This is a genomic window from Ruixingdingia sedimenti, assembly GCF_031432425.1.
Classification (GTDB): Bacteria; Pseudomonadota; Alphaproteobacteria; order Rhodobacterales; family Rhodobacteraceae; genus Ruixingdingia; species Ruixingdingia sedimenti.
In genome coordinates this window covers 56,987-77,073 of the sequence record NZ_JAVKPH010000009.1, presented here as the reverse complement: position 1 = coordinate 77,073, position 20,087 = coordinate 56,987, and the positions used below count along the sequence as shown (strand labels likewise).

19 protein-coding genes are annotated in these 20,087 nt (G+C 69.7%); 17 read left to right on the top strand and 2 right to left on the bottom strand.

Annotated elements, in window-relative coordinates; genetic code table 11:
- Positions 1 to 199 precede the first annotated feature (199 nt).
- Positions 200 to 1,078 (bottom strand): tRNA (adenosine(37)-N6)-dimethylallyltransferase MiaA, encoded by an 879-nt coding sequence (miaA, locus tag RGD00_RS10105; protein ID WP_310457202.1) that lies wholly within the window; start codon positions 1,076 to 1,078, stop codon positions 200 to 202.
- Between the two features lie 209 nt (positions 1,079 to 1,287).
- Between miaA and pyrH the strand changes: the two genes are divergently transcribed.
- The 13 genes from pyrH (at position 1,288) to lpxB (ending at position 13,408) form a co-directional block, all read left to right on the top strand.
- Entirely contained in the window at positions 1,288 to 1,977 is a 690-nt protein-coding gene (gene pyrH, locus RGD00_RS10100) for a UMP kinase (protein ID WP_310457262.1), read from the top strand.
- Between the two features lie 77 nt (positions 1,978 to 2,054).
- Positions 2,055 to 2,621, top strand: a complete 567-nt coding sequence (frr, locus tag RGD00_RS10095; protein ID WP_310457201.1) for a ribosome recycling factor — start codon at positions 2,055 to 2,057, stop codon at positions 2,619 to 2,621.
- A gap of 151 nt (positions 2,622 to 2,772) precedes the next feature.
- Positions 2,773 to 3,450 (top strand): polyprenyl diphosphate synthase, encoded by a 678-nt coding sequence (gene uppS / locus RGD00_RS10090; protein ID WP_425603405.1) that lies wholly within the window; start codon positions 2,773 to 2,775, stop codon positions 3,448 to 3,450.
- Positions 3,447 to 4,241, top strand: coding sequence for a phosphatidate cytidylyltransferase (locus RGD00_RS10085; protein WP_310457199.1), 795 nt, complete (start codon positions 3,447 to 3,449; stop codon positions 4,239 to 4,241). The genes uppS and RGD00_RS10085 overlap by 4 nt, the downstream gene beginning before the upstream one ends.
- 1 nt (position 4,242) lies before the next feature.
- Positions 4,243 to 5,415, top strand: coding sequence for a 1-deoxy-D-xylulose-5-phosphate reductoisomerase (gene dxr, locus RGD00_RS10080; protein WP_310457198.1), 1,173 nt, complete (start codon positions 4,243 to 4,245; stop codon positions 5,413 to 5,415).
- Between the two features lie 11 nt (positions 5,416 to 5,426).
- Positions 5,427 to 6,761, top strand: coding sequence for an RIP metalloprotease RseP (gene rseP / locus RGD00_RS10075; protein WP_310457197.1), 1,335 nt, complete (start codon positions 5,427 to 5,429; stop codon positions 6,759 to 6,761).
- Positions 6,762 to 6,854: 93 nt separating this feature from the next.
- Positions 6,855 to 6,992 carry a hypothetical protein gene (locus RGD00_RS10070; protein WP_310457196.1) on the top strand — a complete coding sequence of 46 codons (138 nt, stop codon included), beginning with the start codon at positions 6,855 to 6,857 and terminating at the stop codon, positions 6,990 to 6,992.
- Between the two features lie 125 nt (positions 6,993 to 7,117).
- Positions 7,118 to 9,457 (top strand): outer membrane protein assembly factor BamA, encoded by a 2,340-nt coding sequence (gene bamA / locus RGD00_RS10065; protein ID WP_425603402.1) that lies wholly within the window; start codon positions 7,118 to 7,120, stop codon positions 9,455 to 9,457.
- 1 nt (position 9,458) lies between these two features.
- Positions 9,459 to 10,097: an OmpH/Skp family outer membrane protein gene (locus RGD00_RS10060; RefSeq protein ID WP_310457195.1), complete on the top strand. Its 639-nt coding sequence runs from the start codon at positions 9,459 to 9,461 to the stop codon at positions 10,095 to 10,097.
- 111 nt (positions 10,098 to 10,208) lie between these two features.
- Positions 10,209 to 10,670, top strand: coding sequence for a 3-hydroxyacyl-ACP dehydratase FabZ (gene fabZ, locus RGD00_RS10055; RefSeq protein WP_310457194.1), 462 nt, complete (start codon positions 10,209 to 10,211; stop codon positions 10,668 to 10,670).
- A gap of 4 nt (positions 10,671 to 10,674) precedes the next feature.
- Positions 10,675 to 11,472: an acyl-ACP--UDP-N-acetylglucosamine O-acyltransferase gene (gene lpxA, locus RGD00_RS10050; RefSeq protein WP_310457193.1), complete on the top strand. Its 798-nt coding sequence runs from the start codon at positions 10,675 to 10,677 to the stop codon at positions 11,470 to 11,472.
- Complete coding sequence (gene lpxI, locus RGD00_RS10045) at positions 11,469 to 12,284, top strand: UDP-2,3-diacylglucosamine diphosphatase LpxI domain-containing protein (protein WP_310457192.1); 816 nt, start codon at positions 11,469 to 11,471, stop codon at positions 12,282 to 12,284. Before lpxA ends, lpxI begins: the two co-directional genes overlap by 4 nt.
- Entirely contained in the window at positions 12,281 to 13,408 is a 1,128-nt protein-coding gene (lpxB, locus tag RGD00_RS10040; RefSeq protein WP_310457191.1) for a lipid-A-disaccharide synthase, read from the top strand. The genes lpxI and lpxB overlap by 4 nt, the downstream gene beginning before the upstream one ends.
- 45 nt (positions 13,409 to 13,453) lie before the next feature.
- Here lpxB and mnmA read toward each other — a convergent pair whose 3' ends face one another.
- On the bottom strand, positions 13,454 to 14,593 hold the full coding sequence (mnmA, locus tag RGD00_RS10035) for a tRNA 2-thiouridine(34) synthase MnmA (RefSeq protein ID WP_310457190.1): 1,140 nt from the start codon (positions 14,591 to 14,593) through the stop codon (positions 13,454 to 13,456).
- A gap of 116 nt (positions 14,594 to 14,709) precedes the next feature.
- Here mnmA and sciP point away from each other — a divergent pair, with 116 nt between their 5' ends.
- From sciP to recG, 4 genes are all read left to right on the top strand, one after another.
- Positions 14,710 to 14,988, top strand: a complete 279-nt coding sequence (gene sciP, locus RGD00_RS10030) for a CtrA inhibitor SciP (RefSeq protein ID WP_310457189.1) — start codon at positions 14,710 to 14,712, stop codon at positions 14,986 to 14,988.
- 93 nt (positions 14,989 to 15,081) lie between these two features.
- Complete coding sequence (ctrA, locus tag RGD00_RS10025) at positions 15,082 to 15,789, top strand: response regulator transcription factor CtrA (RefSeq protein ID WP_310457188.1); 708 nt, start codon at positions 15,082 to 15,084, stop codon at positions 15,787 to 15,789.
- Positions 15,790 to 15,849: 60 nt separating this feature from the next.
- Positions 15,850 to 17,970, top strand: a complete 2,121-nt coding sequence (gene ligA / locus RGD00_RS10020) for an NAD-dependent DNA ligase LigA (protein ID WP_310457260.1) — start codon at positions 15,850 to 15,852, stop codon at positions 17,968 to 17,970.
- Positions 17,967 to 20,057 (top strand): ATP-dependent DNA helicase RecG, encoded by a 2,091-nt coding sequence (gene recG, locus RGD00_RS10015; RefSeq protein WP_310457187.1) that lies wholly within the window; start codon positions 17,967 to 17,969, stop codon positions 20,055 to 20,057. The genes ligA and recG overlap by 4 nt, the downstream gene beginning before the upstream one ends.
- Positions 20,058 to 20,087 lie beyond the last annotated feature (30 nt).

The following is a 20,087-nucleotide window of genomic DNA, read 5'->3' as shown; positions in this document are numbered from 1 at the left end:
GCCCTCGCCGTTGCCCCGGCCGGGGGCCCCAAGCCCCCGGCCAGCGCCCGCCCCGCCCATGGCGGGCGCTTCTCGCCCGCCGGGGCAGGCGCCGGCCTCTCGTTGCTGGGGCGTCACGGTTTCCAGTGGCACCGCCGCGCGACGGGCGGGGGAAACGCAATGCGTTTCCTCATCCCGCCCGGCCCGGCCGGACGCTGCCCTAAGGAAGATCCAGAACCGGCCAGTGGCCCAGGCGGTTGCGCATCCAGGTGCGTTGCCGCTTGGCATATTGCCGGGTGGCGATGCGCGCGGCCTCCAGCGCCTCGGCGAGCGTGTTCTCGCCGCGCAGATGGGCGGCGAATTCCGCCGCGCCGATCGCCCGGGTCCAGGGCGCGCCCTCCTGCCACCGGGGCAGGGCGGCGGCGACCTCTGCCAGCGCGCCCCCGGCCACCATCCGGTCGAGCCGCGCATCGATTCGCGCCCCGAGCCACGCCGGATCGGGCCGCAGCACCAGCGCATGCGCCGCCGCAAGGGGCAGGACCGGCGGGCCGGTTTCCGCCTGCCATGCCGCCAGCCCCCTGCCTGTGGCCTGCAACACCTCCCACGCGCGCTGGATGCGGGCGGGGTTCTGCACGTCGATCCGCGCCCGCGTCTGCGGGTCGAGCGCCGCCAGCAACGCCCCCGCGCCTGCGCGCAGACGGATCGCATCGCCCTCGGCCCGCACCTCTGGCGGCGTGGGGGGGATTTCCGCCAGCCCCTCGGTCAGCGCGGTGAAATAGAGCCCCGTGCCGCCCACGATCACCGGGCGGGGGTCGCGCGCCAGAATCGCCGCCACCGCGCGCAGCCAGTGGCCCACCGACCAGTCCGCCCCGATCGGCACATGACCGTAAAGCAGATGGGGCGCCTCGGCCTCCTCTGCCTCGGTGGGCCGCGCGCTCAGCACCCGCCAGGCGGCATGGACCTGCAACGCATCGGCATTCACCACCGTGCGCGCCTGCCTCCGCGCCAGCGCCAGCGCCAGCGCCGACTTGCCGCTGGCCGTGGGCCCCGCGATCAGCACCGGCCGGTCCGCCGGCACCCGTTCCAGCCAGTCCTGCATCACCCCGCCCCTTCGCCGTTGAACCCGGCGGCGTTTTCCGACATTTTGCGCGCCAGTCAAAGGCCGGATCGGGCCGGCCGCCGCGCCGCGCCCTCCGCAGGCCGGAATTGCAACGAATGGGGACACAGATGCAGGACGCAGCCGGTCAGGGCAGAAGCGGGTCGGACAAGAGTGGCGCAGACCGGGGCGGCGTGGCCTATTCGCGGGTGATGCTGAAGATCTCGGGCGAGGCGCTGATGGGCGATCAGGGCTATGGCCTGCACCCGCCGACCGTCGCGCGCATCGCGCAGGAAATCAAAAGCGTGCACGAACTGGGCGTCGAGATCTGCATGGTCATCGGCGGCGGCAACATCTTTCGCGGCCTCGCCGGGTCGGCGCAGGGGATGGAACGGACGACCGCCGACTACATGGGGATGCTGGCCACGGTAATGAACGCGCTGGCGATGCAATCGGCGCTGGAACAGATCGGCGTCTTCACCCGCGTCATCAGCGCGATCCCGATGGATCAGGTGTGCGAACCCTACATCCGCCGCCGCGCCGTCCGGCATCTGGAGAAAAAGCGCGTCTGCATCTTCGCCGCCGGAACCGGCAACCCCTATTTCACCACCGACACCGCGGCGACGCTGCGCGCCAACGAAATGGCCTGTCAGGCGATCTTCAAGGGCACCAAGGTGGATGGCGTCTACGACAAGGACCCGAAGAAACACGCCGACGCGAAACGCTACGACCGGGTGAGCTATGACGAATGCCTCGCCAAGCATCTGGGCGTGATGGATGCCTCGGCCATCGCGCTGGCGCGCGACAACAACCTGCCGATCATCGTCTTTTCGCTGGACGAACCCGGCGGGTTCCGCACCATCCTGCGCGGCGAGGGCACCTATACCCGCGTGCACGGCTGACCTATACCCAAGCGGGCCCGCACCTGCTATAGACCCCCACGGCGCCCGCGCCGCATGAAGGCATGAGAGAGGACAGCATGGCAGAACAGGACCTGGACATCGACCTGGACGATCTGGAACGCCGCATGGACGGCGCGATGGGCGCGCTGCGCACCGAATTCGCCTCGCTGCGCACGGGCCGCGCCTCGGGCGCCATGCTGGAACCGATCCAGGTCGACGCCTATGGCCAGATGACGCCGATCAACCAGCTCGGCACCGTCAACGTGCCCGAACCCCGGATGGTGACGATCAACGTCTGGGACAAGGGGATGGTGTCCAAGGTGGAACGCGCGATCCGCGATTCGGGCCTGGGCATCAACCCGCAGCTGAACGGCACCATCATCATGCTGCCGATCCCCGAACTGAACGAGGAACGCCGGCGCGAACTGACCCGCGTCGCGGCGCAATATGCCGAACATGCGCGCGTGGCGATCCGCAACGTGCGCCGCGACGGCATGGACCAGATCAAGAAGGCCAAGGCCGCCGGCATGGCCGAGGACGACCAGAAGATGTATGCCGACGAGGTGCAGGCCCTGACCGACAAGGCCATCGCGCTGGTGGACAAGGCGCTCGAGGCCAAGCAGCAGGAAATCATGCAGGTCTGACGGTGGCGATGGCGGGCGGCCCTTTGCGGTGCCGCCCGAAAAATTTTCCGCGAAAATCTTTCTTCCAAGGGGCAGCGAGGGGCGGCAATTGGCTTCAGGCGATCCATCCGGCAGCGGCGCCCCCAAGGGGGTCGAACATGTCGCCATCATCATGGACGGCAACGGCCGGTGGGCGACGGCGCGAGGCTGGCCGCGGCTGGTGGGCCACCGCAAGGGGGCCGAACGGGTCAAGCAGATCGTCCGCGCCGCGCCCGATCTGGGCATCCGCTGGCTGACGATCTACGCCTTTTCCACGGAAAACTGGAAGCGGTCCACCGAAGAGGTCCTGGGCCTGATGACGCTTTTCGCCCGCTATATCGAACGCGAGGCGGACCGGCTGTCGGCAGAGGGCGTGCGGATGCGCTTCATCGGCGACCGGTCGCGGCTCGACGCCAAGCTGCAACGGCTGATGGCGGGGATCGAGGCGCGCACGGCGGCGAACACGCGGCTGAACCTGACGGTGGCGATCAACTATGGCGGGCGCAACGAACTGGCGCGCGCGATGCGGGTGCTGGCCGAACGCGCGGCAAGGGGGGAGCTTGACCCGGCGGCGCTGGACGAGGGCATGGTGGACGCCACGCTGGATACCGCCGACATCCCCGACCCCGATCTGGTGATCCGCACCTCTGGCGAGACGCGGGTGTCGAACTTCCTGCTGTGGCAGGCGGCCTATGCGGAATACGAATTCACCCCCACGCTCTGGCCCGATTTCTCGCCCGCGGAACTGGCGGCGATCCTCGAACGGTTCGACGGGCGCGAACGGCGCTTCGGCGGGGTGCGCGGGGCATGAGCGCGGTTTCGGGCCGATGGGGCGACCTGAAGGCGCGGGTGCTGTCGGCGCTGGTCATGGTCGCGGTCGGCGCGGTGGAAATCTGGCTCGGCGGGCTGCCCTTCGCGGCGCTGGTGCTGCTGGTGACGGGCGCGATGGTGTGGGAACTGGCGCGGATGACCGGGCGGCCGGGGCAGGGCGCGATGCCGCTGGCGCTGGCGGCGCTGGCGGTGGCGGCGCTGGCCGGGGCGCTGTGGCTGCCGTCGGACCATGCCGAACTGCTGCTGGCGGCGCCCGCGCTGGCGCTGGCACTGACGCCGCGGCGCGACCGGCGGATCGCTACCGTCTACGGCCTTGCGATGCTGATGGCGGGCTATGGGCTGATCGAACTGCGCGATCTGGGGATGGTCGCGCTAATCTGGCTGGTGGCGGTCGTCGTCGCCTCTGACATCTTAGGCTATTTCGCCGGCCGCATCCTTGGCGGGCCGAAGTTCTGGCCCGCGATCAGCCCCAAGAAAACCTGGTCGGGCACCGCTGCCGGATGGCTCGGCGCGGCGCTGGTGGGCCTTGGCTTCGTGGTCTGGGCCGGGGCCGGGTGGGGGCTGGTGGCCCTGTCGCCGCTGGTCGCCTTTGCGGGCCAGATGGGCGACATCGCCGAAAGCTGGATCAAGCGCCGGGCGGGGGTGAAGGACAGTTCCAACCTGATCCCCGGCCATGGCGGGGTGATGGACCGTTTCGACGCCCTGACCGGCGCGGTCGTGGTGGTGATCGCGCTCGGGCTGGTGCTGCCGCTGCCCCTGCCGGGGGTGTGACATGCGGCGGATCAGCATCTTCGGCGCCACCGGGTCCATCGGGGAAAACACCGTCGACCTGATCGCCCGCGACCCCGGGGCCTATCGGGTGGTGGCGCTGACCGGCGGGCGCAACGTGGCGCGGCTGGCGGCGCAGGCACGCGCACTGGGCGCGGAAATCGCCGTCACGGCGCATGACGACTGCCTTGCCCCCCTGCGCGCGGCCCTTGCGGGCACCGGGATCGCGGCCGCCGCGGGCGCCGATGCGATTGCCGAGGCCGCGGCGCGCCCGGTGGACTGGGCCATGTCGGCCATCGTCGGCGCGGCGGGGCTGGTGCCGGGGCTGCGGGTGCTGGAACAGGGCGGCACGCTCGCGCTCGCCAACAAGGAATCGCTCGTCTGCGCGGGGGCGCTGGTGATGGGCACCGCCGCCGCCAGGGGGGGGCGGGTGCTGCCGGTGGACAGCGAACATTCCGCCGTCTTTCAGGCCCTGCGGGGCGAGGACATGGCGGCGGTCGAACGCATCATCATCACCGCCTCGGGCGGGCCGTTCCGCGACTGGCCGGCCGAGCGGCTGGCCACCGCCACCCCCGAACAGGCGGTGGCGCATCCCAACTGGGCGATGGGCCAGCGGATCAGCGTCGATTCGGCCTCGATGTTCAACAAGGCGCTGGAACTGATCGAAACGCGCGAGTTCTTCGGCATCGACCCCGACCGGATCGAGGTGCTGGTGCATCCGCAATCCATCGTCCATGCGATGGTGGGTTTTGCCGATGGCGGGCTGATGGCGCATCTGGGCCCGCCCGACATGCGCCACGCCATCGGCCATGCGCTGCACTGGCCCGACCGCCGCGCGCTGCCCGTCGAACGGCTGGACCTCGCGCGCCTCGCCCGCCTCAGCTTCGAGGCCCCCGACCCCGCGCGCTTTCCCGCGCTGCGGCTGGCGCGCGAGGTGATGGCGGCGGGCGGCCTTGCGGGGGCGGCCTTCAACGCGGCCAAGGAAGTGGCGCTCGATCACTTTCTCGACCGGCGGATCGGCTTTTGCGACATGGCCGTGGTCGTGGAGGCCACACTTGCCCGGCTTTCGGGCGAAAGCGGCCTTCAATTCGCCCCGGATACCCTTGAGAAGGTTCTGGCGATGGACCATCTGGCAAGGCAGAGGGCGCGCGAGGTGATCGGTTCGCGGTACGGGTAGAGGTAAGACATTTGGACATCATCGGACTGATCCCCTCTTTCGGGGGACTGATCTGGACGGTCGTCGCCTTCGTGGTGGCCCTTTCGATCATCGTCGCCGTGCACGAATACGGCCATTACATCGTCGGCAGGTGGACCGGGATCCACGCCGAGGTCTTTTCCATCGGCTTCGGCCCGCAACTGTTTTCCTGGGTGGACCGGCGCGGTACCCGCTGGCAGGTCGCGGCGCTGCCTTTCGGCGGCTATGTGCGGTTCCTGGGCGATGCCGATGCGGCATCCAGCCCCGATGGCGCCGCCGTCGCCCGCATGACGGCAGAGGAACGCCGCCACACGATGCAGGGCGCCCCCCTCTGGGCGCGGGCCGCGACGGTGGCGGCGGGGCCGGCGTTCAACTTCATCATGTCGGTGCTGGTCTTTGCCGGGTTCTTCCTGGCGCAGGGGGTGGCGACGGAACAGCCCGTGGTGGGCGCGCTGAAACCCCTGCCGCAGGCGGTGGCGCTGGAACCGGGCGACCGGGTGGTGGCGCTCGACGGCCAGCCGACGCCGGACCTGACCGCCTTCTTCACCGTCGCCAACGCCCTGCCGCCCGCGCCCGCGGTGCGCTACAGCGTGGAACGCTACGGGCAGGCGATGGAACTGGACGGGCCCTTCCCCTTCCCGCCGGTGGCCGATGGCGTGTCGCCGCAATCGGCGGCGCAGGCGGCGGGGCTGCTGCCGGGCGATGTGGTGCTGGCGGTCGACGGCGCGCCGATCCATGCGTTTTCGCAGCTGCGCCGCATCGTCGGGGAATCGGAGGGCCGGGACCTGCGCCTGACCATCTGGCGCGCGGGCACCACGCAGGACGTGACGCTGACCCCGCGCCGGCAGGATCTGCCGCGCGCCGAGGGCGGGTTCGAGACGCGCTGGCTTCTGGGCCTGACCGGCGGGCTGGTGTTCGTGCCGGAAACCCGCACGCCGGGGCCGCTGGAATCGGTGCAACTGGGCGCCTCGCAAACCTGGGCCATCGTGCAGACCTCGCTGTCGGGGCTCTGGCACATGGTCACGGGGGCGATCAGTTCGTGCAACCTGACGGGCCCCATCGGCATCGCCGAAACCTCGGGCGCGGCGGCGGCGCAGGGGGTGGCGAGCTTCATCTGGTTCATCGCCATGCTGTCCACGGCGGTGGGGCTGCTGAACCTGTTCCCCGTGCCGGTGCTGGACGGCGGCCATCTGGTGTTCCACGCTTGGGAAGCCGCGACGGGCCGCCCGCCGAGCGACCGGGCGCTGCGCATCCTGATGACGGCGGGGCTGGCGCTCTTGCTGACGCTGATGGTCTTTGCGCTGTCCAACGACCTCTTCTGCCCCTGAACCGCGCCGCCCGCGCCCCACTTCGGCCATATTCGGCCCGCAGGAAGGGGGCGGTGCTGCCCGCTGCCCGGGCAGGCAATGGCGGAGGATGCGATGCAGGCGATCCAGAGCGGCTACAGGGGCCTTTCGCTGCTGGTCAACATCAACTGGGACATGCTGTTCACGTTGGGGACCATCGTCGTCGGTCTGCTGGCCGGGGCCTTCCTGGGCCAGGCGCTGACCGCATATTAGGCAGCGGAAAACCGAAGCGGCGGCAAGGCGCGTCCGGGAAGCCGGGCGCGCCTTCTGCCTTTTGACAAGCCCGGCCAATGCCGCTAGTCAGGTTCCGGGATACCGACAGCCGGGGGGTTTTTCCGATGCAGCGTGATGTGGGCGGCCGGAAAGCGGCGATGGGATGGCGGCGCGCCGCGGCCGGCATGGCGACCTCGGCGCTGGTGGCGGCGACGGTGCTTGCCCCTGTCGGCACAGGGCCCGCGGTGGCGCAGAGCTATCGGTTCAACGCCGTCGACATCCAGGGCAACCAGCGGATCGAACAGGCCACCATCCTGTCCTATGCGGGAATCGCCCGGGGCCAGTCGCTGTCGGCGGCCGAACTCAACGACGTGTATCAGCGGCTGATGGGCTCCGGCCTGTTCGAAAGCGTCTCGATCGAGCCGCGCGGCGGCACGCTGGTGATCGCGGTGCAGGAATTCCCCACCATCAACGTGATCTCGTTCGAGGGCAACAAGCGCATCAAGACCGAGGATCTGCAAAAGATCATCAAGTCGCAGTCCCGCCGGATCTATTCCCCCAGCCAGGCAGAGGCCGACGCCGCGCTGGTGACCGAGGCGTACAGCGTCCAGGGCCGCATGGCCGCGCGGGTGACGCCCAAGATCATCCGCCGGTCCGACAACCGCGTCGATCTTGTGTTCGAGATCGCCGAGGGCCGGGTGACGGAGATCGAGCGGCTGAGCTTCGTCGGCAACCGCGCCTTCACCGACCGCCGGCTGCGGCAGGTGCTGGAAACCAAGCAGGCGGGGCTTTTGCGCAACTTCATCCGCCGCGACACCTATGCCGCCGAACGGATCGAGATCGACAAGCAGATGCTGCGCGATTTCTACCTGTCGCGCGGCTATGTGGATTTCCAGGTGCTCGACGCCACCGCAGAACTGCAACCGGGCCGCGACGGGTTCTTCCTGACCTTCAGCGTGCGCGAGGGCCAGCAGTTCCGCTTCGGCCGCATCGGCACCGTCAGCGAGATCCCCGAGGCCGATGCCGATGAATTCGGCCGCCTCGTGCGCATCCGCGAGGGCAGCGTCTACACGCCGCTCGATATCGAGAACGCGATTTCGCGCATCGAGTCGCTGGCCCTGCGCAAGGGCATCAACTTCCTGCGCGTCGATCCGCGGGTGACGCGCAACGACCGCGACCAGACGCTGGATGTGACCTTCGCGCTGGTGCGCGGCCCGCGCGTGTTCATCGAACGCATCGACATCGAGGGCAACGCCACCACGCTCGACCAGGTGATCCGGCGGCAGTTCCGCACCGTCGAGGGCGACCCCTTCAACCCGCGCGAGATCCGCGAAGCCGCCGAACGCATCCGCGCGCTCGGCTTCTTCGAGACGGCGGCGGTCGATACCCGTCAGGGCACCGGCCCCGATCAGGTGATCGTCAAGGCGCAGGTGGAAGAAAAGCCCACCGGCTCGCTGACCTTCGGGGCGAGCTTCGGCAGTTCCTCGGGCGGCGGCGCGGTGGTGGGGCTGTCGGAATCGAACTTCCTCGGGCGGGGGCAGTTCCTCAGCCTCGACCTGAACTTCGGCGCCGACAACGCCACCTCGTCCTTCACCTTCACGGAACCCGCGTTCCTGGGCCGGGACCTGTCGTTCACCTTCGGCGCGCTCTACCGCGAGACCGAGGCGAACTATGCCACCTTCGACACGCGCGAGGCGCATATCCGCCCCTCCATCGGCTTCCCCACCGGTGAACGCACCCGGCTGGACCTGCGCTACACGCTGGCCGAAAGCAAGATCTACCGGGTGGATCCCGTCGAGTCCTCGGCCATCCTCGTGCGCGAGGAAGGGATGGGCGGCGTCAAATCCTCCGCGCTCGGCTATGCCTTTTCCTGGGATACGCGGCGCAGCGGGCTGACCGACCGCAACGCCTTCGTCCTCAAGTTCGAGCAGGATTTCGCCGGCCTCGGCGCGGATCAGAAATACATCCGCTCCATCGCCTCGGCGATTGCGGAAACCAAGGTCTGGAACGAGGAAGTGACCCTGCGCGCCACGCTGGAGGGCGGGGCGCTCAACATGCTGTCGGGCGGCACCAGCCGCGTGGTGGACCGTTTCGAGATGTCGGGCCGCATGCGCGGGTTCGAACCCTATGGCCTCGGCCCCCGCGACCTGCGCGCCACCAACGAGGATCCCCTGGGCGGCAACATGTTCGTGGTCGCCCGCTTCGACGCCGAATTCCCGCTCGGCCTGCCCGAGGAATACGGCATCCGCGGCGGGGCCTTCCTCGATGTCGGCTCTCTCTGGGGGCTCGACGACACCGATGGCGGCGGGGTGGACGATTCGTTCAAGCTGCGTTCCGCCATCGGCGTGTCGCTGCTGTGGGATACGCCCATCGGCCCGCTGCGGTTCAACTTCGCCCGGCCGATCAAGAAGGAAACCTACGACAAGAAGCAGACCTTCGATCTGTCCATCTCGACCCGGTTCTGAGATGGCGGCGATGCGCGGGGCGGTCCGGGCGCTGGCGCTGGTGCTGGGTCTGGGGGCCGGCCCCGCGGCGGCGCAGGAGGCGGCAGCCGTTCCCAAGGCGCCGATCCTGACGCTGGATCAGGACCGGCTGTTCGCCGCATCGGCCTTCGGCAAGCGCGCGCTGGCGGATCTGGAAACCGCGCAGGCCGCGCTTCTGGCGGAAAACCGCGAGATCGAGGCGCAGCTGATGGCCGAGGAACGCGCGCTGACCGAACGCCGCGCGACGATGACGGCAGAGGCCTTCGCCCCGCTGGCAGAGGAATTCGACCGCCGCGTCACCGCCTTCCGCAGCGCGCAGGATGCGAAAAGCCGCGACCTGCTGAAAAAGCGCGACGAGGAACGCCAGCGGTTCCTGCAGGCCGCGGTGCCGATCCTGGGCGAACTGATGCAACAGGCGGGTGCGGTCGCGATCCTGTCGGAAGAGGCGATCGTGCTGGCCTTCGGCGGGATCGACATCACCGATGCGGCGATCGCGCGGCTGGATGCGGTTCTGGGGCCCGGCGCGGCGCCCGCAACCCCCATGCCCGACCCGGCGCCGGACGCAGCACCCGAACCCGCGCCCGAACCCGCACCGCAACAGGCCCCCGGGACCGCCCCCTGACATGCGGGCCCGGCCCGAGCCCTGCCCGAGCCCTGCTTGTCACCCCGCGCCCGAGTTGCTAGCAAGTCCAAGGCCGGCGCGCGCGTCCGGTCCTGCCAGAAGGAACCCCATATGACCCAAGCGCCCGTGACAGAGGCCGACCTGACGCTCATCAAGCGCCTGATCCCGCACCGCTATCCCTTTCTGCTGGTCGACAGGGTGCGCGACATCCGGGTCAACGAGTCCTGCGTGGGCATCAAGAACATCACCAACGGCGAACCCGTGTTCGAGGGTCATTTTCCCCAGATGCCGATCTTTCCCGGCGTGATGATCATCGAGGCGATGGCGCAGACCGCGGGCGTTCTGGTGGGCATGTCGATGGATCTCGCCGACAAGAACACGCTGGTCTATTTCATGGGCGTCGAAAACGCCAAGTTCCGCCGCAAGGTGGTGCCGGGCGACGTGCTGGAACTGCATGTCAAGGCGCTGCGCGGCGGCGGCAAGGTGTGGAAGTTCGAGGGCCGCGCGATGGTGGGCGACGAACTGGCGGCAGAGGCGACCTATACCGCGATGATGGATTTTTCGAGGGGATGAGGCCATGACCATCGACCCCGGCGCAAGGGTGCATCCGTCGGCCATCGTGGAACCGGGGGCCGTGATCGGCCCGGGGGTGGACATCGGCCCCTTCGCGGTGGTCGGGCCGGAGGTGCGGCTGGCCGAGGGCGTGGTGGTGAAAAGCCATGCCGTCGTCACCGGCTGGACCGAGGTGGGCGCGGGCACGGTGATCTTTCCCTTCGCCGTGGTGGGCGAGGTGCCGCAGGACCTGAAATACCGGGGCGAGCGCACGCGGCTGGTCGTCGGCGCGCGCTGCCGCATCCGCGAGGGCGCGACACTGAACACCGGCACCGAGGGCGGGGGCGGCGTCACCCGGGTGGGCGATGACGTGCTGATGATGACCGGCGCGCATGTGGGCCACGACGCGCAGGTGGGCGACCGCGTGGTGCTGGCCAATCAGGCCGCCATCGCCGGGCATTGCCAGATCGGCGACGATGTGATCGTGGGCGGGCTGTCGGGCGTGCACCAATGGGTGCGCGTGGGCCGCGGCGCTATCATCGGCGCGGTGACGATGGTGACGAACGACGTGATTCCCTATGGCCTCGTGCAGGGGCCGCGGGGCGAACTCGACGGGCTCAACCTCGTGGGGCTGAAGCGGCGCGGGGTGGACCGGGCGGAAATCACCGCCCTGCGCGCCGCCTATCAGGCGCTGGCGCAGGGCGAGGGCGCGTTTCTCGACCGCGCGCGGCGGCTGGCGGAGACCACCGAGAGCCATCATGTGCGCGAGATGACGGGCTTCATCCTCGGCGCGTCGGACCGTTCGTTCCTGACGCCGCGATGACGGGGGGCAAGGTCGCCATCATCGCCGGCGAGGGTGCGTTGCCGCTGGCGCTGGCGCGCGCGCTCGGCCCCGATGCGCCGGTGCTGGCGCCCGAGGGGCTGGCGGTCGCGGTTCCCGCCGAACGCTTCCGGTTCGAGCGGCTGGTGCCGATGCTCGACGGGCTGGTGGCGCGCGGGGTGCGGGCCGTGGTTCTGGGCGGCGCGATGCGGCGGCCGCGGCTGGACCCGTCGCTGTTCGACCCGGCGACGGCGCAGGCGGTGCCGCGGCTGATCGCGGGCATGCAGGCGGGCGACGACGCCACGCTGCGGGTGGTGATCGAACTGATCGAGGATTGCGGCTTGCAGGTGGTGGGCGTGGCCGATGTGGCCCCCGGCCTGATCCCGGCCGAAGGCGTGCTGACCCGGGCCGAACCCACCGCCGCCGACCGCCGCGATGTCGCGCGCGCGGCGCGGATCGTTGCGGCGCTTGGCGCGGTGGATGTGGGGCAGGGCGCGGTGGTGGCGCAGGGCCTGTGCCTGGCGGCGGAATCGCTGCCCGGCACCGATGCCATGCTGGACTGGGTGGCGCAGGTGGCGGGCGGGCTGCGGCCCGACCCCAAGGGGGCGAAGGGCGTGCTCTACAAGGCGCCCAAGCCCGGGCAGGAACGCCGGGTGGACCTGCCCGCCATCGGCCCCGACACGGTGGAACGCGCCGCCGCCGCCGGGCTGGCCGGCGTGGCGTGGGAGGCGGGGGGCGTCCTGCTGCTCGACCGCGACGCGGCAGTGGCCGCCGCCGACCGGCTCGGCCTTTTCCTCTGGGCGGCAGCACCATGAAGCTGTTCCTCGTCGCCGGAGAGCCTTCGGGCGACAGGCTCGGCGGCGCGCTGATGGCGGGGCTGCGGCGACTGGCCCCCGGGGTGGCCTTCGCCGGCGTGGGCGGCACCGCGATGCAGGCCGAGGGGCTGGACAGTCTGTTTCCGATGGAGGAACTGTCGGTCATGGGCATCCTCGAGGTGCTGCCGAAATACCGGTCGCTCAAACGCCGCATTGCGCAGGTGGCGGCGGCGGTGCTGGCCTCCGATGCGGCGGCGCTGGTGACGATCGACAGCCCGGATTTCAGCCTGCGCGTGGCGCGGCTGGTCAAGGCCGAACGGCCCGGTTTCCGCACCATCCATTATGTCGCGCCCTCGGTCTGGGCCTGGCGGCCGGGGCGGGCGGCGAAGATGGCGCAGGTGGTGGACCATGTGCTGGCCCTTCTGCCCTTCGAGCCGCCCTATATGCAGGCCGCGGGGATGAGCTGCGATTTCGTCGGCCACCCGGTGGTCGCCGAACCCCGCGCCAGCGCGGCAGAGGCCGCGGCCTTCCGCGCCACGCTCGGCCCCGGGCCCTGCGTGCTGGTCCTGCCCGGGTCGCGGCGGGGCGAGGTGCAGCGGCTGGCGCCGGTGTTCGGCGCGGCGGTGGGCGCGCTGGCGGCGGAACGCGGGCCGGTGAACGCGGTGCTGCCGACGCTGCCCGCCATCGCGGGGCTGGTGCGGGCGCTGGTGGCGGACTGGCCGGTGGTGCCGCATGTGGTGGTGGACCCGGCGGCGCGGCTTTCTGCGTTTGCCGCTGCCGATGCGGCGCTGGCGGCATCCGGCACGGTGTCGCTGGAACTGGCGGCGAACGATGTGCCCATGGTCATCGCCTATGACATGAACCCGGTCAGCCGGTTCCTGATCGGGCGCATGTTGCAGGTGGACACGGTGACGCTGGTGAACCTTGTCAGCGAAACCCGCGCGGTGCCCGAATTCCTCGGCCCGCGCTGCCGGGCCGATCTGATCGCGCCCGCGCTGGCGCAGGTGCTGGCGGGCGATCCGGCACAGCAGGCGGCGATGCGGCTGACGATGGAACGTCTGGGGCAGGGTGGTGAGCCCCCGGGCCTGCGCGCGGCACGGTCGGTGCTGGCGGCGGTGGGGTAGCGCCAGAATTTTTCGGACGAAAAATTCTGGCGCGCCCGGGCCGCGTCAGCGGCCGCGCCAGATCCAGCCGCCGCCCAGAACCCGGGTGCCCTCGGGCGCATAGAACACGCAGGCCTGACCCGCGCTGACCCCATCCTCGGGCGCGATCAGTTCCACCGCCGCCTCGGTGTCCGATACGGGGCGCAGGATCGCCGCGCGCGGGGGGCGGGTGGAGCGGACCTTGACCATCACCTCCCATTCCGCCCGCGCGGTCAGGGGTTCGTCGCCCAGCCAGTTCACCTCGCGCACCGGCACGATCCGGGTCGACAGCGCCTCTTTCGGCCCCACCACCACGCGGCGGGTTTCCGGGTCGAGCCGCACGACATAGAGCGGTTCCGCCAGCCCGCCGATGCCGAGGCCCTTGCGCTGGCCCACGGTGTAATGGATCACCCCGCGGTGGTCGCCCAGAACCCGGCCCTCCATGTCCACGATCTGCCCCGGGTCCGCCGCGCCGGGGCGCAGCTTTTCGATCACCGCGGCATAATCGCCGTTGGGCACGAAGCAGATGTCCTGGCTGTCGGGCTTGTCGGCCACCGGCAACCCGTACCGCAGGGCCAGCGCCCGCGTTTCCGCCTTGGATTTCAGATGGCCGAGCGGAAAGCGCAGATAGGCCAGCTGTTCGGCGGTGGTCGAGAACAGGAAATAGCTCTGGTCCCGTGCCGGATCGGCGGCGCAATGCAGCTCCGGCCCCGCCAACCCCATCCTGCGCTGGATGTAATGGCCGGTCGCCATGCAGTCGGCATCCAGATCCTTCGCCGTGTTCAAGAGGTCCTTGAACTTCACCCGTTCGTTGCAGCGGATGCAGGGCACCGGCGTCGCGCCCGCCAGATAGGCATCGGCGAATTCGTCGATCACCGCCTCGCGGAAGGTGTTCTCATAATCCAGCACGTAATGCGGAAAACCCATCGTTTCCGCCACCCGCCGCGCATCATGGATGTCGCGCCCCGCACAGCAGGCGCCCTTTTTCGCCAGCGCGGCGCCGTGATCGTAAAGCTGCAAGGTGACGCCCACCACGTCATAGCCTTCCTCGGCCAGCATCGCGGCCACGACCGAACTGTCCACGCCTCCCGACATGGCGACCACGACGCGCGTGGCCGAGGGGGGCTTGGGCAGGCCAAGCGAGTTGAGCGGGTGATCGAGTGACATCGGTGCCTCCGGGGGAACCAGCGGAATATAGGAAAATGCAAGATACTCTCAACCCCCGGCTTCACCGCCCGTTAAGGCTGCCGCAGCAGGATCGGCGCGAAGGATGAGGGAAACCCATGTATCTCAAACGTGTCGACGGGCCGCGTCAGGTGACATTGCCGGATGGCAGCATCCTGACCCGCGCCGATCTGCCGCCCCCCGATACCCGCCGGTGGGTGGCCAGCCGCAAGGCGGTGGTGGTCAAGGCGGTGATTCACGGCCTTTTGCCGCGGGCAGAGGCGCTGGACCGCTATGGCCTGTCCGAGGAAGAGTTCGACCTGTGGCTGCGCGCCGTGGAATCGCATGGCGAAGCGGCGCTGAAAGTCACGGCGATCCAGAAATACCGACAACTTTAAGTTGTATTCCGTGAATGTTCTGCCAGAGTAACCATGGGTTAACCAGTTGACCCACAGTGTGGTGTTACAGAGTGCCAGCGCGGAGATTTCGGAATGCGGATACTTCTTGTCGAGGACGACCCGGCGACCTCGCGCAGCATCGAACTGATGCTGACGCATGCGAACCTGAACGTCTATTGCACCGACCTCGGGGAAGAGGGGATCGACCTTGCAAAGCTTTACGACTACGACCTGATCCTGCTGGATCTGAACCTGCCCGACATGAACGGGCACGAGGTGCTGCGGCAGTTGCGCCTTGCGCGGGTGGACACGCCGATCCTGATTCTGTCGGGATCCGACGATACCGAAAGCAAGATCAAGGGATTCGGCTTCGGCGCCGACGACTACCTGACGAAACCCTTCCACCGCGAGGAACTGGTGGCGCGCATCCATGCGATCATCCGCCGGTCCAAGGGCCATGCGCAATCGATGATCCGCACCGGGCGCATCTGCGTGAACCTCGACGCCAAGACGGTGGAGGTCGCGGGCAAGACCGTGCATCTGACGGGCAAGGAATACCAGATGCTGGAACTGCTGTCCCTGCGCAAGGGCACCACGCTGACGAAAGAGATGTTCCTCAACCATCTCTACGGCGGCATGGACGAACCCGAACTCAAGATCATCGACGTGTTCATCTGCAAGCTGCGCAAGAAACTGGCAGAGGCGACGGGCGGCGAAAGCTATATCGAGACCGTCTGGGGCCGCGGCTATGTGCTGCGCGATCCGATGCCGGTTGCGGGCCGCATGGCCGTGGGTGCCTGACGAGGCTGGACGGAACCGCGACGCTTGCCTAAACCGAAACCGGCAATGGCGGAGGCGGGCATGGCGGAACAGGTCGCAGTGGACATGCTGACCGAGGATCAGGCGCGCGCGGAACTCGCGCGGCTGGCGGCGGCGATCGCACGCGCCGACCGGGCCTATCACGCCGAGGACGCGCCCGAGATTTCGGATGCCGACTATGACGCGCTGAAACGCCGCAACGCCGGGATCGAGGCGCGGTTCCCCGCGCTGATCCGGCCCGACAGCCCCTCGGCCCGCGTCGGCGCGGCGCCGGCAGAGGGGTTTTCGACCCTGCGCCATTCGGTGCGGATGCTCAGCCTTTCCAACGCCTTCGCCGACGAGGATGTGGCGGAGTTCGACGACCAGATCCGCAAGTTCCTGAACCTTAGCGCGCAGGACATCGCCTATACGGCCGAACCCAAGATCGACGGGCTGTCGCTGTCGCTGCGCTATGAGGGCGGGCGGCTGGTGCAGGCGGCGACGCGGGGCGATGGCGAGACGGGCGAGAACGTGACCGCCAATGCCCGCACCATCGCCGACATCCCCGCCCATATCCCCGGCGCGCCCGATGTGCTGGAGGTGCGGGGCGAGGTCTACATGCGCCACGCCGATTTCGCCGCGCTGAACGCGGCGCAGGCCGAACGCGGCGACAAGATCTTCGCCAACCCCCGCAACGCCGCCGCCGGCAGCCTGCGCCAGTTGGACCCGACGATCACCGCCGGGCGGCCGCTGCGGTTCTTCGCCTATGGCTGGGGCGCGCTGTCGGCCCCGCTGGCCGACACGCAGCAGGGCGCCATCGCGCGGCTGGCGGGTTTCGGCTTCGCCACCAACCCATTGATGCGCCTCTGCCACGGCCCGGCGGAACTGCTGGACCAATACCGGCTGATCGAGGCGCAGCGCGCCACGCTCGGCTATGACATCGACGGCGTGGTCTACAAGGTGAACGACCTCGGGTTTCAGGCGCGGCTCGGTTTCCGTTCCACCACGCCGCGATGGGCGATCGCGCACAAGTTTCCCGCCGAACTCGCCTGGACACGGCTGGAACGGATCGAGATCCAGGTCGGCCGCACCGGCGCGCTGTCGCCCGTCGCCCGCCTGACGCCGGTGACGGTGGGGGGCGTGGTGGTGTCGAACGCCACCCTGCACAACGAGGATTACATCGCCGGCCGCGACAGCCGGGGGCAGGAAATCCGCGGCGGCAAGGACATCCGCGAGGGCGACTGGGTGCAGGTCTACCGCGCGGGCGACGTCATCCCCAAGGTTGCCGACGTGGACCTGTCGCGCCGCAATATCGACGCGCAACCCTATGTATTCCCGGAAAAATGCCCCGTCTGCGGGTCCGACGCCATCCGCGAGGAAGGCGACTCCGTGCGCCGCTGCACCGGCGGGCTCATCTGTGCCGCGCAGGGCATGGAACGGCTGAAGCATTTCGTCAGCCGCGGCGCCTTCGACATCGAGGGGCTCGGCGCGAAACAGGTGGAGATGTTCTGGGCCGACGACCAGCTGCCGATCCGTACCCCCGCCGACATCTTCACCCTCGAATCGCGCGATGCGGCCAATTTCACGAAGCTTCGCAACCGCTTGGGATATGGCGATAAATCCGCGGCCAACCTGTTTGCTGCGATCCGCACGCGGCGCCGGATCGAACTGCACCGGCTGATCTTCGCGCTTGGCATCCGGCATGTGGGCGAAACCACCGCCGGGATCCTGGCGCGCCACTACGGCACATGGGAAGCGTTCGAGGCTGCGATGACCGGCGCGCAGGTGGGCGAGGGGCCGGAATGGACCGACCTGATGACCATCGACGGCGTGGGCAAGGTGCTGGCCGCGTCGCTCGTCACCGCGTTTCACCAGCCGGCCGAACGCGCCGCCATCGACGCGCTGGTCGCGCATCTCGACGTGATCCCGGCCGAACGCGCCGCCAGCGAAAGCCCCGTGGCGGGCAAGACGGTGGTCTTTACCGGCACGCTGGAACGGATGACGCGGGCAGAGGCGAAGGCCCGGGCGGAGGCGCTTGGCGCCAAGGTGGCGGGGTCGGTATCCGCCAAGACCGATTATCTGGTGGCCGGCCCCGGCGCGGGGTCGAAGGCCGCCAAGGCCGCCGAACTCGGCATCATCGTGCTGGACGAGGACGCCTGGATGACCCTGATCGGCGCGGCATGAGCAGCCGGCCGGAGCCGCTATACCCCCTCTTCGCGGGGCTGGAGACGCTGCCGGGTATCGGCCCGCGGCTGGCGCAGGCGTTCGATGGCCTCAATATCGAACGCCCGCGCGATTTGCTGTTCCTGCTGCCGCATTCGGGGGTGGACCGGCGGCGGCAGGACAGCATCCGCGCCGTCACCCCGCCCGCCACGGTAACGGTCGAGGTTGAAATCGACGGTCATTTCCCCCCGCGCCGCAAGGGCGGGCCCACGCGGGTGATGGTGCGGGATGCGGAAACCGAATTCCCGCTCGTATTCTTCCACGCAAGGGGCGATGCCTTGCAGCGGCTGTTGCCGCCGGGGGAACGGCGGGTGGTGTCGGGCAAGCTCGAATTCTTCGACGGCATCGCCCAGATGGTCCACCCCGACCACGTTCTGCGCCCCGAGGAGGCCGGCGACCTGCCGGTTTACGAACCCGTCTATCCCCTCACCGCCGGGATCACGCAGCGGGTGGTGGCCAAGGCGGTGGCGGGGGCGCTGGAACGTGCGCCGGATCTGGCGGAATGGATCGACCCGCATCTGAAGGCGCGCGAGGGCTGGCCCGGCTGGCGCGCGGCGCTGGCGGCGGTGCATGCCCCGCAGGGCGCGGCGGATCTGGCGCCCACCGCACCCGCGCGCGCGCGGCTGGCCTATGACGAGATGTTCGCGCATCAGCTGACGCTGGCGCTGGCCCGCGCGCGGCTGAAACGGGCGAAGGGCCGGGTGACGGCGGGCGACGGCCACCTGCGCGCCCGCGTGCTGGCCGGTTTGCCCTATGCGCCCACCGGCGCGCAGACCCGTGCGGTGGGCGAAATCGAGGCCGATCTGGCCGCGCCCTACCGGATGAACCGCCTGCTGCAGGGCGATGTGGGCGCGGGCAAGACGCTGGTCGCCTTCCTCGCGCTGCTGATCGCGGTCGAGGCCGGGGGGCAGGGCGTGATGATGGCGCCGACAGAGATCCTCGCGCGGCAACATCTGGAGGGGCTGCGGCCGCTGGCCGCCGCCGCCGGGGTGCGGCTCGACCTGCTGACGGGGCGCGACAAGGGGGCGGAACGGGCGGCGAAGCTCGCGGCGCTGGCGGGCGGCGAGATCGCGGTGCTGGTCGGCACCCATGCGGTGTTCCAGAAGGATGTGGAATTCCGCGACCTGCGGCTGGCGGTGGTCGACGAACAGCACCGTTTCGGCGTCGCGCAGCGGATGGAACTGGCCGCCAAGGGCCATGGCACGGACGTTCTGGTGATGACCGCGACGCCGATCCCACGCAGCCTGTCGCTGGCGCAATACGGCGACATGGATGTCTCGGTGCTGGACGAAAAGCCCCCGGGGCGCAAGCCGGTGACGACGGCGCTGATTTCCACCACCCGGCTGGACGAGGTGGTGGCGCATCTGGCCCGCGCGGTGGCGGAGGGGCGGCAGGCCTATTGGGTCTGCCCGCTGGTCGAGGAAAGCGAGGTGCTGGACCTGACCGCGGCCGAGGACCGTTTCCGCGCCCTGCGCGCGGCGCTTGGCGAGGGCGTGGTGGGGCTGGTCCACGGCCAGATGCCGCCTGCGGAAAAGGACGCGGCGATGGCGGCCTTCGTGGCCGGCGACACGCGGGTTCTGGTCGCGACCACGGTGATCGAGGTGGGGGTGAACGTGCCCAATGCCTCGATCATGGTGATCGAACGGGCAGAGATCTTCGGGCTCGCGCAGCTGCACCAGCTGCGCGGCCGCGTGGGGCGGGGGGCGGCGGAATCGACCTGCCTGATGCTCTACCAGCCGCCCCTGAACGAGGGCGGGCGACGGCGGTTGCAGGTGCTGCGCGATACCGAGGACGGGTTCCGCATCGCCGAGGAGGATCTGGCGATGCGCGGGGCGGGCGACCTGATCGGCACCGCGCAATCGGGCCTGCCGCGGTTCCGCATCGCCGATCTGGAACGCCAGGCCGGGCTGATGGCGATGGCGCAGGACGACGCGCGCGCGCTGCTGGCCGCCGACCCCGACCTGACCGGCCCGCGCGGGCAGGCGGCGCGGGTGCTGCTGTGGCTGCTGGATCAGGACCGGGCGATCCGGCTGATCGGGGTCGGTTAGCGCAATGTTCGCTTAAGTTCTTAAAAAGTT

Excerpts from the sequence above, each read along its gene's own strand:
- miaA (WP_310457202.1), bottom strand. The coding sequence starts at position 1,078 with ATGCAGGACTGGCTGGAACGGGTGCCGGCGGACCGGCCGGTGCTGATC.
- pyrH (WP_310457262.1), top strand. The coding sequence starts at position 1,288 with ATGCTGAAGATCTCGGGCGAGGCGCTGATGGGCGATCAGGGCTATGGC.
- frr (WP_310457201.1), top strand. The coding sequence starts at position 2,055 with ATGGCAGAACAGGACCTGGACATCGACCTGGACGATCTGGAACGCCGC.
- uppS (WP_425603405.1), top strand. The coding sequence starts at position 2,773 with ATGGACGGCAACGGCCGGTGGGCGACGGCGCGAGGCTGGCCGCGGCTG.
- RGD00_RS10085 (WP_310457199.1), top strand. The coding sequence starts at position 3,447 with ATGAGCGCGGTTTCGGGCCGATGGGGCGACCTGAAGGCGCGGGTGCTG.
- dxr (WP_310457198.1), top strand. The coding sequence starts at position 4,243 with ATGCGGCGGATCAGCATCTTCGGCGCCACCGGGTCCATCGGGGAAAAC.
- RGD00_RS10070 (WP_310457196.1), top strand. The coding sequence starts at position 6,855 with ATGCAGGCGATCCAGAGCGGCTACAGGGGCCTTTCGCTGCTGGTCAAC.
- bamA (WP_425603402.1), top strand. The coding sequence starts at position 7,118 with ATGCAGCGTGATGTGGGCGGCCGGAAAGCGGCGATGGGATGGCGGCGC.
- RGD00_RS10060 (WP_310457195.1), top strand. The coding sequence starts at position 9,459 with ATGGCGGCGATGCGCGGGGCGGTCCGGGCGCTGGCGCTGGTGCTGGGT.
- fabZ (WP_310457194.1), top strand. The coding sequence starts at position 10,209 with ATGACCCAAGCGCCCGTGACAGAGGCCGACCTGACGCTCATCAAGCGC.
- lpxA (WP_310457193.1), top strand. The coding sequence starts at position 10,675 with ATGACCATCGACCCCGGCGCAAGGGTGCATCCGTCGGCCATCGTGGAA.
- lpxI (WP_310457192.1), top strand. The coding sequence starts at position 11,469 with ATGACGGGGGGCAAGGTCGCCATCATCGCCGGCGAGGGTGCGTTGCCG.
- lpxB (WP_310457191.1), top strand. The coding sequence starts at position 12,281 with ATGAAGCTGTTCCTCGTCGCCGGAGAGCCTTCGGGCGACAGGCTCGGC.
- mnmA (WP_310457190.1), bottom strand. The coding sequence starts at position 14,593 with ATGTCACTCGATCACCCGCTCAACTCGCTTGGCCTGCCCAAGCCCCCC.
- sciP (WP_310457189.1), top strand. The coding sequence starts at position 14,710 with ATGTATCTCAAACGTGTCGACGGGCCGCGTCAGGTGACATTGCCGGAT.
- ctrA (WP_310457188.1), top strand. The coding sequence starts at position 15,082 with ATGCGGATACTTCTTGTCGAGGACGACCCGGCGACCTCGCGCAGCATC.
- ligA (WP_310457260.1), top strand. The coding sequence starts at position 15,850 with ATGGCGGAACAGGTCGCAGTGGACATGCTGACCGAGGATCAGGCGCGC.
- recG (WP_310457187.1), top strand. The coding sequence starts at position 17,967 with ATGAGCAGCCGGCCGGAGCCGCTATACCCCCTCTTCGCGGGGCTGGAG.